We start from the raw sequence: 13,567 nt of genomic DNA, 5'->3' as shown, positions 1-13,567 counted from the left end.
GAGTTATAGGCCGTTGAAAGCAGATTTTCCATGACTATCCTTGAATAATATCAAAGCTTCCTTGGTTTTGAATCCGATAAAACAGGAAATCCGCATCGAGGGTGAGAATTTGCCGATACCCAGTCTTTTCAGCTACTAAAACTAGGGTTGCATCTGCCAAGTCCATCGGTCGATCGCGGTATTGCTCCATCAACCCCAACAAGCGACTGAAATCACTTTCCTGAATATTGTAAACCACCAGCAGTTTATCTAAAAGAAGTTGTCCCAGTTGTTTTTGCATTTGCCAACCCCCCCGATGCAGCGCCAAGTACATGGCTTCGGTCAGGCATGACCAAGTTGTGACGAGAGGCTTTGCTAAACGCATTACTGTATTTCTGTAGGCTTTATGTTGGGGTTGGGTGCGATCAACCAAACAAAGCAGCACTCCTGCATCACACAGGATCATAGCTCTAGTCCTTGTTGCCGATATTTTTCGAGCAGCAGTTGCTGGTAGTCGTTTATTGGTTCCGGTGAATTGACAGTTAAGCCATCTACGGCTTCAAACCATTGTAACCATCTTTCTATCAGTTTTCCATCAGGCTGAGTGTCAAAGGTTTTGACTCGATATTTATGATCGAGAAGATCAATAAAGTCGCTTACTTCCTGAACAAGGACTTCAGGGAGTTGATCTAGCTTAGAAATTGCAGTTTCTCGAATTGTCACAATCATCACCTCTGCCAAGATTGCTAGTTGGGCAACTTTAAACTAGGTTAGGATAGCTAACCTAACCTAGAAAATTTTTAGGAAGCTAAGGCTACCTCGACTATTTGTTGTAGTTCCCCATTTTGATAGAGTTCGATCATAATGTCGGAACCACCAATAAACTGACCGTTGATATAGACTTGGGGAATAGTCGGCCAATTGGAATACTCCTTAACTCCTTGTCTTAACTCCTGATCTTGCAGAATATCGACAGTTTCGTAGGAAACCCCCAGAATATTGAGAATTTGTATGACGTTATTCGAGAAACCACACTGAGGCATTAATTTATTGCCCTTCATGAACACAAGAACTTTGTTATTCTGGACTAATTGATCGATTCTGGCCTTAGTTTCGGGTGTCATAGGTCTAGTAGCTAGAATTTGAGCAAGAATAGCCAATCCTGAGACGTGGCATATCCTATTAGTTTAGCACAAGCCGTTGGGATAGCTTTAAAAAGGAAGGTCTTCGTCCTCCTCCAAACTGTCTAAAATTTCGTTAACATCAGGTCTCCCGCGCACGATAGTCATATTTTCCACAGACTTATTAACTTTAGTTTCTGCGGCCGAATTTTCCGGCAGTGAATAACCCATATTGACCACTTCACCATCAAAAGATTTCGCTAACTTTTGAGCGGCCGCCAAAATTTCGCTAACATCGACATCTTGATCTAATGTCTCCAAAGATGAATCAAAATTTAATATTTTTTGGGGCAGTTCTGTGCTACGAGTTTTTGGGGTTCCCGATGCAGTGATCTTTGCTTCTTTGACCGGGGGAATATCCACCACGGTCATAACTTTATTTTCGGGAGTTATTGGTGGGTTTGGTGCGGTTTCCGGTGGTGGTTGCATCTTGGCTGCCGGGGATTGGGAAACCTCCGCAGCCGTGGCAGCAGTGGCGGAACCTACCTGTAAATGAACTTTAATCCGGCGCTGAAAAACTGCCTCGAAAGCTGACTCAATATTAGTCAAGCGCAGCCGGGCCATTTTTAATAATTGTTCCGAAGATATACTTAAATAAGCGCTCGATTCTTCCATATTAAAAAGACTGCCGTGCTGACGTAGGAGAGTGCGAGTAGTGGGGGGTTCCATTACTTCTAAAACCTGCTGCCAAATTTGTTCATGATTGTCATCACTGGCAACAGTTTTAACCTCAGTTTTCGGCACTTCGACCCTAGTTGTCGGGGGGATAACTGGCGGTTTTATCGGTTCATTAACCGGCGCCGGCGCTGTGATCACTTCTGGGGGCCTCTCGACGCTGGTTTGGGGACGGGAAGGCGCTGCCGTGGCAACTAGAGGAATCACCTGTGCTTGCGGTAACAGTCCCAAGAGAGTGACTTCTAACCAGAGACGGGGTTGAGTGGTGTTTTTTAGTTGCGTTTCGCTGTCTTTAAGCAGTTGTTGACCGCGGAGAATTTCCTCTAAAGACCAAGTACGCGCTTCCGTACACAGTTCCTGCCAAGTGGGAGCGGTCACAGCCACCATTTCTGGACGATTAGGGGCGGTTTTGGCTAAAAGTAGGTTTAAATAGAATCCCGCTAGATTTTGCAAGACGATTAAAGGTTCTTTCCCGCGATTCATCAGATGGCGACATTGTTCGATAACTTGATCGGGAATATTGCTATGAATGACTTTAAGTAGGGTTAAGAGGTCTCTTTCGGGGACTGCACCGACTAAATCCCAGACTCGCTCGGCCGTAATCGTTCCTGCGAGTAAACTTAATTGATCGAGGAGACTTTCCGCATCGCGTAAACCACCGTTAGCGATCTGAGCCACTAGGGTTAATGCTTCTAGGTTAATATCGATCGCTTCTATTTGGGCGATTTTTTGCAGGTGTGCCACCATCGCATCGAGGGGAATACGGCGATAATCAAAGCGTTGACAACGGGAGATGATGGTAGGCAAGACACGCTGAGGATCCGTGGTAGCAAGCACAAAAATCACTCGATCTGGCGGTTCTTCCAGAGTTTTCAGCAAAGCATTAAAGGCCGCCGTACTGAGCATATGGCAGTTATGAACTAATAACCCATTGGCAACAAAATTATGATTGTCCTCCACTTCTAGGTCATAGACGCTTTCTGTGTCACCTTCTTGAATCCCTATCACTTCCTCGAAATTTGTAAGCCATTGAGGGGATTTTATGATACTAGGCGTGTATTGCACCGCAGCCACATTCACAGGTGATAGGATCTGAGCGCCGATTTTGAGATTTTTTGCTTGTATCCATGCTTTTTCTGTTCTAATCAAATGATTACCAGTGCAATTAATCCTCCGATTTCTGGTTTGAATGGTTAAAGTTGCTTTTACGCCTCGGTTTAGCCATCGCAGGACTTTTTTATATTCCCACTCTCCGCTGCTCTCGTTGTAACTGAGAACTCGTTTTCCGAGAATCTCAGGATGATTAATGGGGATTAATCCCGTTTCGGTGAAAACAAGGCTATCCCCAGTCAGGCATTCATCGATGACATAGACTTTATAACGACATTGGACGGGGGCAAATTGCGATCGCTCGATAATTTCCCGAATGTTATCCACACCGGTATTACTCGCGGCATCAATTTCGATCACGTCTAGGGCCGAACCATTGGCGATCGCTTGACAGACGGAACACTTACCGCAGGGAATCGGTGTCGGATGGTCACTAGACAGACAGTTGAGGGATTTGGCTAAAATTCGCGCCGAGGAGGTTTTCCCCGTGCCTCTGGGTCCAGTAAATAGGTATGCAGGAGCGATTCGCTCACTGATTAAGGCATTACTCAAGGTCGTGGCGATCGCTGATTGTCCCACCAAATCGGCAAAGGTTTGGGGACGATACTTATGATGTAGAGGTTCGTAGGTCATGACTGGCTGAAAACTTTTTCCCCACCCTAGAGACTACTATTATCCTATGCCGATTCTTTTTCGGCACGAGAACAAGTGTATGCTTTTGATCTAGACAGGTTTAATGCGCGATTTGCATCGCGAAAATGGCAATTTGGCCAAGGCTTCTAATAAATTGTATTAATAACTACAATTTTGCCGAGAAAATCTGCCGACTATCTTAGTATGCCTAAAGACAGCGCCACTAATCAGACCAACCGCTTATGACTGAATCTACAAAAACCCAATGTCCTTACTGTGGAGTAGGTTGTGGTTTGACAGTCACCCCCCCCGCGTCGGCCGGACAAGCATGGAAAGTCTTCGGGGACAAGTCCCACCCCTCCAGTCAAGGTATGGTCTGTGTTAAAGGGGCCACAGTAGCGGAATCAATCGATAAAAATCGCCTCAAAACCCCGATGATCCGCGATTCTCTCCAAGAGCAATTTCGTCCTTGTACTTGGGAAGAGGCCCTCGATCGCATCGTTAACCGCATCCAAACTCTAATCGCTCAGGGGGAAAAGGAAAGTATCTGTTTATACGGTTCGGGACAATTTCACACCGAAGATTACTACATCGCCCAAAAACTGGTCAAGGGCTGTCTGGGAGTCAATAACTTTGATGCTAATTCCCGTCTCTGTATGTCTTCGGCCGTGGCCGCTTACCTTAATAGTTTCGGGTCTGACGGTCCCCCCTGCTGTTACGATGACCTAGAATTAACCGATTGTGCCTTTCTGGTGGGGACAAATACGGCCGAATGTCACCCCATCATCTTTAACCGTCTGCACAAGTATCTCAAAGGTAACAAAGAAGCGAAATTAATCGTCGTCGATCCCCGCAGCACCAAAACCGCCGAGGCCGCTACTCTCCACCTCGCCATTAACCCGGGGACCGATATTGACCTATTTAACGGTATTGCTTACCTGTTACTGAATTGGGGGGCGATTGATCGCCATTTTATCGATCAATGCACCAGGGATTTCCACAAATACACCGAAATTATCCGCCATTATCCCCCGGAAATAGTCGCCCCTAAATGCGGTATCCCCATCGAGGATTTAGAACAGGCTGCCCGCTACTGGGCCGAATCGAAAAGAGTGCTTTCCCTCTGGTCGATGGGTATCAATCAATCTAGGGAAGGCACGGCCAAAGCCCGCACTTTAATCAATTTACACCTAATGACGGCTAATATCGGTAAACCGGGGGCCGGTCCTTTTTCCCTAACCGGACAACCCAACGCCATGGGAGGAAGGGAAGCCGGCGGCCTCTGCCATCTTCTCCCCGGTTATCGTTCCGTCAAAAATCCCCAACACCGGGCCGAAGTGGAACAAGCTTGGGGTTTACCCGCCGGTCGGATTTCTCCGGTCCCCGGTCGCGATGCTTGGAGTATGATTACCGGTTTGGAGACGGGAGAGGTGAAATTACTTTGGATTGCTGCCACTAATCCGGCTGTTAGTATGCCTGATCTAAAACGCACCCAGGCAGCCCTGTTAAAATCACCTTTTACTGTCCATCAGGATGCCTACTATCCGACGGAAACCAGCGCCTATGCCCATTTATTACTGCCAGCAGCCCAATGGGGCGAAAAAACGGGAACAATGACCAATTCTGAGCGTATGGTGACGTTAAATAAGGCTTTTCGCCCTCCCGTCGGTCAAGCTCAGGCCGATTGGCAAATTTTTGCCGAAGTTGGTCGCCGTTTGGGTTTTCAGGCACAATTTAATTTTAAGGATTCGGCCGAGGTACATTCCGAGTTTATCCGGTTGACATATAAACGTCCTTGTGATATGACGGCGATTAATTATGAGCGCCTGGCCGAGACTCCCCGACCGTGGCCCGATTCCATCGATGAAATTTCCGCCCCTAAAACCGCTAATTCTGGGGAATTACTGGGTAATTTAGTTAAAGATGACCATAAAAGCCAAAAAACAGCCGCAAAACGCCTTTATACCGATGGTAAATTTAATACTGCCGATGGTCGTGCTGTTTTCGCCGCTTACCACAGTAAAGGTTTAGCGGAACCCCCCGACGATGATTATCCCCTAGTTTTGACCGTGGGGCGTTTGTACGGTCACTGGCACACCCAAACTCGCACCGGCCGCATCGAGAAAATTGTCAAAATGCACCCCGCACCTTTTCTGGAAATTCATCCCCAAGATGCGGCAAAATTGGACATAGAAGCTGGGGAATGGGTGGAAGTGCGTTCTCGTCGCGGTTCTGCCCGTTTTCCCGTTTTAATTACCAAAGCAATTGCTCCTAATTGTGTCTTTGTGCCGATGCACTGGGGGGCTTTATGGGCAGAAAATGCTGAGGCTAATAGTCTCACCCATCCGGCTGCTTGTCCGATTTCCCTACAACCAGAATTAAAAGCTTGTGCTGTCAAATTAATCCCGTTGAAGTCTTTAGTTAGGGTTTGCTGAAAAAGTTTTTCCTGGGGACAGGGTGTGGCCCCCCCAACCCCCCCGACATCGGGGGGCAGGTAGGGTGTAGGGTGAGGGTTTTACCCATTTTCAGGGGGTCAATTACCTAATTTTCAGGGCAAAAGTGCCTAAATTTCCCCCCCCCGATCACCCCAATGTCTGGCACTTTTTGATGGGAAAAAAGTCTAAAAGTCTTACCCAACAAGGTTTTTAGATTTATTGAGCAAACCCTAACTAGGTTATTGGGGACAATCGGCAATTTTACCCTTAGTTTCTTTGAGTTCCTCTCCAACAGCTTGACACAATTCAGGACTAAATTGAGCGTCTTTGAGACTTTTAACAGTTTCCAGTTGTTCAACTGTTAATCCGATCACTTCTTGTAGCTTTGCACCGGTTAAATCTGCACCGGTTAAATCGGCATCTTTTAAAATTGCACTGGTTAAATTGGCATCTTTTAAAATTGCATCTTGTAATTGTGTGCCTATTAAATGCGCTCTTGGCAATTCTGCCTTTTCTAAAACAGCACCTTGTAAATCTAAGCCATCTAAAACCTGATCGGATAAGTCAGCTTCAGACAAATCTGACTTAGGTTCAATTTTATAAGCTCGCTTAAATAAGCTTTGATATTTTAGATCCACCGTGTTAATTGTTCTCTGATCGTAAATGGCTTTATCTAATTTCGCTCCCTCCAAACTAACACCTCTTAAATTAACTCCAATTAAATTAGCTTTTTCTAGGATAGTATTTTTCAATCCTTTCTGACTAATCTTGGTTAAATCTACACAGGATAAGTTGACTTTAGTTAAATCTCGATCGGACAAGTCGATGCCGATTAAGTCGATTTTTCTGGTTAAATTATTAGCTGAACAATCCTTAAGATTCTTTGGTAAATCAATTAATCCTTGATAACTGTTCGATGTCGGCAACCAACTTATGGTTTCTATTTTTTGGTTCGATAGATTTTTAACAATTAGATAAGATTGCCGCTGTCGAGTAATAAAATAAACTACTTTTGAAAATTCTTCATACATTTTGGCAACTTGATTAAAGTTACTGTTGGGTCTATCAAAATCTAACTTGGTTTCTTCATTAATTAATGCTCCCTTAAAATTAGTTCTGCTATCAACTTTAACCTTGATTAAATTTGCTCCTCTTAAGTCAGCATTTGCTAAGTTAGCACCGCTTAAATCCGCTTCCGTAAGATCGGCAGCTCTCAAGTCGGCCTGTTCTAGGTTAGCCTGTCTTAAATCCGCTTGTTTTAGGTTAGCTTCTTTGAGATTTGCCATCATTAAGTTAGCATTAATTAACAATACATTTTTTAAATCTGCTGATTCTAAAATTGCCTTAATTAAAACTGCATCCTCTAGATTTGTTTTAGCATCTAGATAGCTTTTTAAACGAGCATTTTTAAGATTAGCTCCGATCAGGTCAGCTTTTTTTAGATCAGCACCACTTAAGTTAGCACCTTCAAGGTTGGCAAAGTTCAGGTAAGACTGACTAAGATTACTACGGGATAAATCGGCTTTTACCAGTGTAGCAGAACTTAAATTAGCTCCCCCTAAATCAGCACTAATCAGGTTGACTTTCTCCAATTTAGCACCCCTAAGGTTGACTTCTCGTAAAGCAGTTTTTTCCAAATCTCGATTAGATAAATCTATTGCCACTAAATCACCTGGATTGTTGGGATTTTTATTTTCAATATAATAAGCTTTAGCAGCTATTAATTTTTGACGATCACCATTATCTAGTTTCGTTTCTTTATCATAAAGAACACCCTTTAATTTAGCCTTATCTAATATGGCCCCCTCTAAATTCGCTCCTCTTAAATCAGCATCCTCCAGATTTGCACCTGTTAAATCCACTCCTCTTAAATCAGCTTTTCGGAGATCTGCGCGTGTTAGATCGGCATCTTTTAAGTCCTTCTGTGCTGGCTGCAAGTCTCTTTTTAGGCGATTAAAAAGGCTAATTTTGTAAAACTTTGTCGAATTTGAAAAGATACTTTGATCGAGTTTAGTACGATCATCATAGATCGCATGATCAATCTTAACACCTGTCAAGACAGCACCGGTAAAATCAGCCCCTCGGATATCTGCATGAGTTAAATCAGCGTCCCTCAAATCAGCATTAATTAACCTGGTATTTATGAGATTAGCGTGACCTAGATTCGCTTTTTGTAAATAGGTGTTGCTCAGATCTACTTCCTCTAAATCTGCTTGGTTTAATTGCAGAGAATTACATTCATCTTTAATATCTTTTTCACGATCACAGATTAAATGGGTGTCTTCTTGTGATTTAAACCAATCAAAAGTTTGAGTATTAAAGTTATATATTGTCCCTTCAACACGTGCATCTTTTAAAGAAGTATTCAGGAGATTAGTATTTCTCAAATCTGCATTAGATAAATTAGCTCCCTCTAGATTAGCATTGGTGATATTTGCTCCATTTAAAATGGCATTGGACAGGTTAACATCCTGTAAATTTGTCCCTCTTAAATCGGCTCCTGTTAAGTCAGCTTTTCTGAGACTCGCTCCAGTTAAATCGGCCCCGTCTAGATAGGCATTCTTTAGGTTTGCTCCGTCAAGATTGGCATTCTGTAATTGTGCCTTGGATAGATCATTATTTGGCATATCGACTCCAGGTAAATTAGCTGATTTGAGATTTACCCCCACCAATTTGACACAATCCTCTTGCAGGCCAACTTTTGTTAATAGCCAAGTGAATATATTTTCTGGCATTTTACAACCACTACTGAGAGACTCCAAGGCATCAATTCTTCCGTTACTAGCAGGATCTTCTTTTGCTGAACGGAGAACAGTCCAAGCATCATTATTCTCTTGCGCTCGTCGTTTATCCGTTTCCCACCAATAGGTGATTACACCAGCAAAAATGCCTAAAGCGGTAACAATTGAAGCTATTTTGAGGATCAGCTCAAAATCAGTCCAATCAAATCGGTATTCATTTAATAAATTTTTGCATTCTTCCGGGGATAAGCCACTATCTTCTGATAGCTTTTGTAAGTAGATGGCTTCTTGAATAGGGTTTTTCGCTTTTTGCTTAATTTCTTTTATTCTCTTTCTAATTTCTTCTTCCGATAAAATCTTGGTTTGTTTTAGTAAGTTCTTATATTCATCTAAAGAAAAACCCAAAAAATTAGACTCTGACAGTTCTTTTAAAAGCCTTAACTTTTCAATATTATCTCTTTCATTGTTAATTCGGTCTAATTTTTCATGAATCTTTTCCCATATAAGCCGATTAAAATATTTTTCGATCTTGTCAAAACTTTCTTGCTCCTCTCTGGCTATACGATGTAGAGCCAGACTTTGCTGCGGTTCTGGCAAGGGGATAATTCTTTCCAGTTTACCTTTAATTTTTTGATATTTTGGGTCGTTCTTATTACTCATTTTCCTGTCCTCCGGTTAATACTAGATCGGCAAACTGATCGTTAAGAAGAGTCGCTCTTGATCGCCTTAAGGCTGAATTGGTTTAACAAAAAAATCTATCTGGCCGGGGAACCTTTTTTATGCAGATAACGTCCTGTCTGCACCCATGCTATCTAACTAGCCCAAAAAAAACAAGCCGATCAGCAGGATGCTTAATTTTTCTTAAACAAAAAGCCCGAATTCTCAGGCATTTAACTACATATTCTCATTCCGAGATTGCGATCGAACTCACCGCTCTTTGCCAACGTTTTTTCCAGTGGCTAGTCGGTTCTAAGTCACAGAGAGCCTGTTCGCTGCGACGACGTTGTATGATAACTTCGGCTGGGTCGGTTAAAGTCGCGTCTCGATAGGGAATAGCGGCTTTAGTTTGCAGATGTTCCCGTTCCTGTGCCGATAGAGATGGGGGTAAGGACAAAAAACTGGCTATTGTCCCCGGCGATCGCCGACCGACGCTATCGGTGGCCCCAATCTGCAATCCTGCTAATTGTAAAGCCCTTCGCACCGAGGCAGCACAGGAATAGGTGACTAAATAACCCGTCGGACTCAGGCATTTGGCCACTAAAGCCAAAAACTCCACCGTCCACAGTTGCGGACATTTACCCGGGGAAAAGGGGTCGAGAAAAATTGCCTCTGCTTGAAAACCCGCGTCAATCACCCTGGTTATCGTCTGTCGCGCATCCCCGATTAACAGTTTAGCCGTGAGATTAGGCAGGTCTAGCCGGTGATTATGGGCAAAATCATTTAAATATTGGGGAATTGGTTGACTCCAACTATTTAAGAGATTTTCTCTAATAGCCGCTAGGGGAACCACTCGATCGCTTTCTAAAGCTAATAATTCTACCCGACAATCTCCCCTAACTCGCCAAATGGCCGCTAAGGCTGCGGCGGCATTATACCCTAAGCCGTAACAAATGTCAAGAATTTTTAGATTATTGCTCTGGTCTGCTTTTGCTGCCAGACGACTGGAGAGGATAAATTTTTTCTCGGCTTCTTCCCTTGCCCCGGAGGTAGAATGATAACATTCGCCGAATTCGGTCGAAAAAAAGGTATAAGAACCATCCTCAGTGACTTTTTGCGGGTAAGCTTCGGGGGAGACAAGCATGGTGATGGAGAATGTCTTTGAGGTGAATATCGGTTTCCAGCAGGCAAGCGTGACCACTATTGGGTAGAATCGTCAATTTTGCGGCGGGTAACTGCTGAATTAGGCGTTTAGCCTCCGCTACCGATGGTAACAGTCGATCGCCTTGACTGGCTATCACTAACACCTCCAATTGCAGAGCTTTTAACTCGCTGGCACTAACCTGAAACCGTTGTAACTGGGATAAACGCCAGCTAATCGTCTTCGGTGGGACGTATTGCATGGCTTTGAGGAGAGAGCGGCGATCTTCCCTAGACATTCGACCCAGAGCGGCCAGAAAGGGTAAAATAGTTAGGGCCGAGCTGCTGTGGATGAAATCGGGCATCATCTGGGTGATACCGATTCCCAAGCTTAAAAGAGGTCTTTGATTAAAAGAAGAAGCGGGGTTAATTAAAATCAGTTTTTTAATTAATTTTGGTGATTTTATCGCTATTTTCAAGGCTAAACAGCCGCCAAAAGACTCACCGCAGAGATAGACTTTTCTCGATTGTTGCTTTAATTCCTGGGCCAATAAAGCGATCACGAGGGTGCTTAATTCCTCCCAATCACCGAGATATTGCGGGGAAATCGCCAAACAACGCAGATCGAAGTAAGGGGCTAGGTTTTTAATCTGACGATGGTATAGTTGGCCGCTGCCATCCATTCCGGGTAAAAATACAAACAGGGGATAATCGGGACGGGGATGACGGGGAATAATCCAACTGACAGGTTGTTCCATTGTGCGAGCAGCGCGATCGATGTTAAAAAAGTTTTTTCTGGTTATCTATATTTAAGGATAATTAATATTAGAGAGATTTGCCAATTTTAAGAGTAGTATTAACCCCCAACCTATGGATGGTTTCTCCCTGCTCCCCAACCCCTGATAACTGATAAGCTAAGACGCATTTTCACCGACTATCCTGAGATTAGCTGCATCTGCTTCGCTCCCTTTACTGTTGCAAGAGTGCAAGAGTGCCTCATCTCAACAAGCAATTTAAATGCGCGGGCAGCCTAACTGATAACTGATAACTGATAACTGATAACTGAATTAACTGAGCCAAATTTTTAGGCCGCCGCTAAATTAGCAGCCACGAAATCCCAATTAACCAACTTAGTTAAAAAGTCGCTGATGTAATCGGGACGACGATTTTGGTAGTCGAGATAATAAGCGTGTTCCCACACATCCATAGTTAGGAGGGGAACCTGTCCGGCGGTTAAAGGATTGTCAGCGTTGCCGGTTTTGGTAACTTTGAGAGTACCCTTATCGAGAACTAACCAAGCCCAACCGCTACCGAATTGAGTAGCACCCGCAGTTTTGAAAGCTTCGACAAATTTCTCGAAACTGCCGAAATCTGCGTTAATTTTAGCGGCTAAAGCACCAGTAGGCGCACCGCCACCACCCGGTTTCATGCAGTTCCAATAAAAACTATGGTTCCATGATTGGGCGGCATTGTTGAAAACCCCAGCTTTAGAGGCATCACCGGCCACCTTAACGATAACTTCTTCTAAAGAGAGAGCATCGAGTTCCGTATCTTTGACCAAACCGTTATAGTTATTGACATAAGCGGCGTGGTGCTTGTCGTGGTGGAATTCTAGGGTACTTTTGGTGATGCAAGGCTCTAAGGCAGTGTAATCGTAGGGTAAAGCGGGAAGTGTGTAAGCCATCTGTTGTTCTTGATATCCTCTCTTGAGAGCTTGTTTAAGGTAGTCTTGATAAAACTTTACATCCTCGATCATAGCACCGAAGGAGACTTGATTGAGTGATCACTGATCAGCTTTTTTCTCCCCCATCACCTCAACCCCAACCCCTGACTGATAACTGATAACTGATTACTGATAACTGAAAAATCCTCCCATCGACCGTCTGCTAAATCCTGAGAAGATCACCAAACAATGTTAGAATAATTCCCGTACTGTAGGCGCTTGCAGATTCTTGTGGGCGTGGCAGGGCAGGCGAAAAACGATTCCGTTCGGAATTAGACCAAAAAAGCTCCACTGGCAACAGCAGTAGATTTTATCTCACTGGGTTGATCGGTTGGCAGTTCGTCAAATTACGGATCAATACAAAATTATCATTTACAGATCTTTCTTGGTAACTTATGGCACAGCGTACACGCTTAGGTGAAATCCTTCGTCCCCTCAACTCAGAATATGGTAAAGTTTCTCCCGGTTGGGGAACTACCTTGCTGATGGGAGTGTTTATGGCTCTGTTTTTAGTCTTTTTGCTGATTATTTTACAGATCTACAACTCCTCCCTAATTTTAGAAGGATTTAATGTAGATTGGGGTCAGTAAGCAGATTCCAACAATCTTGTCGGCATTTTTGGCGGCACAATTGTCCCGTGGACTTTGGCAGGTGGGTTATTGCCCACCGCGAGCTTTTTATTAGGAGCAAAAACATGAATATTTTTGGGATTGGATTGCCAGAAATGGGGTTAATTCTCTTGATTGCCCTGCTAGTTTTCGGACCAAAAAAATTACCAGAAATCGGTCGCAGTTTAGGCAAAACGATTCGAGGATTTCAAGAAGCATCAAAGGAATTTGAAAGTGAATTTAAGCGAGAAGCCCAGCAGATTGAAGACTCGGTAAAAATCAAAGCTGAATTAGAAGAAAGTCAATCTACTAGGGATCAAACTCGTTCCAGTTAAGAACCGTGTAGAGATGTAGTGTAGGTCAAATTCGAGGCTATCCGCTAGATTAACATCGAGAATGACCAGATCGAGATTAAATTGGCAGTTTTACCATAGACCTCTTGTAAAAATCAAAAATTGTTGTTAGGGTCAGGAGCCGGTCGTCAGGAGTCGGTCGTCAGGAGATTATTGTATTTATTCTTCCCACTTCCCCACACCCCACACCCCACACCCTACACCCTACCCCCACGAAAAACTTTTTCAGCAGACCCTAAGTAGGCAGAATATATCATTAGTTTGAGAATTCCCAGAAGGCAAGGAAAAAATGACTATTTCCTTGCTATAAGTATTGTAGATGTCAAGAGTGT

Annotated in this window: 11 protein-coding genes and 1 pseudogene; 3 read left to right on the top strand and 9 right to left on the bottom strand. The window is 43.8% G+C overall.

Translation table 11 applies throughout. The features are described from left to right. Positions 1-34: 34 nt before the first annotated feature. From B5D77_RS22295 to dnaX, 4 genes are all read right to left on the bottom strand, one after another. Positions 35-445, bottom strand: coding sequence for a type II toxin-antitoxin system VapC family toxin (locus B5D77_RS22295; RefSeq protein ID WP_061430883.1), 411 nt, complete (start codon positions 443-445; stop codon positions 35-37). Beyond that, positions 442-708 carry a DUF2281 domain-containing protein gene (locus B5D77_RS22290; RefSeq protein ID WP_002761993.1) on the bottom strand — a complete coding sequence of 89 codons (267 nt, stop codon included), beginning with the start codon at positions 706-708 and terminating at the stop codon, positions 442-444. The genes B5D77_RS22295 and B5D77_RS22290 overlap by 4 nt, the downstream gene beginning before the upstream one ends. 71 nt (positions 709-779) lie before the next feature. Then, positions 780-1,103: a Grx4 family monothiol glutaredoxin gene (gene grxD, locus B5D77_RS22285; protein ID WP_002761995.1), complete on the bottom strand. Its 324-nt coding sequence runs from the start codon at positions 1,101-1,103 to the stop codon at positions 780-782. Positions 1,104-1,190: 87 nt separating this feature from the next. Further along, on the bottom strand, positions 1,191-3,578 hold the full coding sequence (gene dnaX, locus B5D77_RS22280) for a DNA polymerase III subunit gamma/tau (RefSeq protein WP_106909671.1): 2,388 nt from the start codon (positions 3,576-3,578) through the stop codon (positions 1,191-1,193). A gap of 242 nt (positions 3,579-3,820) precedes the next feature. On the opposite strand from dnaX, the gene B5D77_RS22275 reads away from it, so the two are divergent. After that, complete coding sequence (locus B5D77_RS22275) at positions 3,821-6,013, top strand: molybdopterin oxidoreductase family protein (protein ID WP_106909670.1); 2,193 nt, start codon at positions 3,821-3,823, stop codon at positions 6,011-6,013. Between the two features lie 354 nt (positions 6,014-6,367). Here B5D77_RS22275 and B5D77_RS28210 read toward each other — a convergent pair whose 3' ends face one another. The 5 genes and pseudogenes from B5D77_RS28210 to B5D77_RS22255 all read right to left on the bottom strand — a co-directional run bounded on the left by B5D77_RS28210 (position 6,368) and on the right by B5D77_RS22255 (position 12,235). Beyond that, positions 6,368-6,517, bottom strand: a complete 150-nt coding sequence (locus tag B5D77_RS28210; RefSeq protein ID WP_371515171.1) for a pentapeptide repeat-containing protein — start codon at positions 6,515-6,517, stop codon at positions 6,368-6,370. Continuing rightward, positions 6,493-8,748 (bottom strand): annotated as a pseudogene (locus B5D77_RS22270) (pentapeptide repeat-containing protein); the annotation flags it as partial. The gene B5D77_RS28210 and the pseudogene B5D77_RS22270, both read right to left, overlap by 25 nt. 910 nt (positions 8,749-9,658) lie before the next feature. After that, complete coding sequence (locus B5D77_RS22265) at positions 9,659-10,555, bottom strand: tRNA (5-methylaminomethyl-2-thiouridine)(34)-methyltransferase MnmD (protein ID WP_106909668.1); 897 nt, start codon at positions 10,553-10,555, stop codon at positions 9,659-9,661. Then, complete coding sequence (locus B5D77_RS22260; RefSeq protein ID WP_008198868.1) at positions 10,515-11,309, bottom strand: alpha/beta fold hydrolase; 795 nt, start codon at positions 11,307-11,309, stop codon at positions 10,515-10,517. Before B5D77_RS22260 ends, B5D77_RS22265 begins: the two co-directional genes overlap by 41 nt. A 326-nt stretch (positions 11,310-11,635) precedes the next feature. Beyond that, positions 11,636-12,235, bottom strand: a complete 600-nt coding sequence (locus B5D77_RS22255; protein ID WP_039899642.1) for a superoxide dismutase — start codon at positions 12,233-12,235, stop codon at positions 11,636-11,638. Between the two features lie 434 nt (positions 12,236-12,669). Between B5D77_RS22255 and psbH the strand changes: the two genes are divergently transcribed. Then, positions 12,670-12,864, top strand: a complete 195-nt coding sequence (gene psbH, locus B5D77_RS22250) for a photosystem II reaction center phosphoprotein PsbH (RefSeq protein ID WP_002736544.1) — start codon at positions 12,670-12,672, stop codon at positions 12,862-12,864. A 104-nt stretch (positions 12,865-12,968) separates the two neighbouring features. Further along, positions 12,969-13,217, top strand: a complete 249-nt coding sequence (locus tag B5D77_RS22245) for a TatA/E family twin arginine-targeting protein translocase (RefSeq protein ID WP_002735474.1) — start codon at positions 12,969-12,971, stop codon at positions 13,215-13,217. Positions 13,218-13,567 lie beyond the last annotated feature (350 nt).

Source organism: Microcystis sp. MC19, assembly GCF_003019735.1.
GTDB lineage: Bacteria > Cyanobacteriota > Cyanobacteriia > Cyanobacteriales > Microcystaceae > Microcystis.
The sequence above is the reverse complement of the archived record's forward strand: the minus strand, read 5'-3'. Positions and strand labels throughout refer to the sequence as shown.

What these genes read in the sequence shown, in the direction of transcription:
- dnaX (WP_106909671.1), bottom strand. Translation starts at nt 3,578, where the DNA reads ATGACCTACGAACCTCTACATCATAAGTATCGTCCCCAAACCTTTGCC.
- B5D77_RS22275 (WP_106909670.1), top strand. Translation starts at nt 3,821, where the DNA reads ATGACTGAATCTACAAAAACCCAATGTCCTTACTGTGGAGTAGGTTGT.
- B5D77_RS22245 (WP_002735474.1), top strand. Translation starts at nt 12,969, where the DNA reads ATGAATATTTTTGGGATTGGATTGCCAGAAATGGGGTTAATTCTCTTG.
- B5D77_RS22290 (WP_002761993.1), bottom strand. Translation starts at nt 708, where the DNA reads ATGATTGTGACAATTCGAGAAACTGCAATTTCTAAGCTAGATCAACTC.
- B5D77_RS22255 (WP_039899642.1), bottom strand. Translation starts at nt 12,235, where the DNA reads ATGGCTTACACACTTCCCGCTTTACCCTACGATTACACTGCCTTAGAG.
- grxD (WP_002761995.1), bottom strand. Translation starts at nt 1,103, where the DNA reads ATGACACCCGAAACTAAGGCCAGAATCGATCAATTAGTCCAGAATAAC.
- B5D77_RS22265 (WP_106909668.1), bottom strand. Translation starts at nt 10,555, where the DNA reads ATGCTTGTCTCCCCCGAAGCTTACCCGCAAAAAGTCACTGAGGATGGT.
- B5D77_RS22260 (WP_008198868.1), bottom strand. Translation starts at nt 11,309, where the DNA reads ATGGAACAACCTGTCAGTTGGATTATTCCCCGTCATCCCCGTCCCGAT.
- psbH (WP_002736544.1), top strand. Translation starts at nt 12,670, where the DNA reads ATGGCACAGCGTACACGCTTAGGTGAAATCCTTCGTCCCCTCAACTCA.
- B5D77_RS22295 (WP_061430883.1), bottom strand. Translation starts at nt 445, where the DNA reads ATGATCCTGTGTGATGCAGGAGTGCTGCTTTGTTTGGTTGATCGCACC.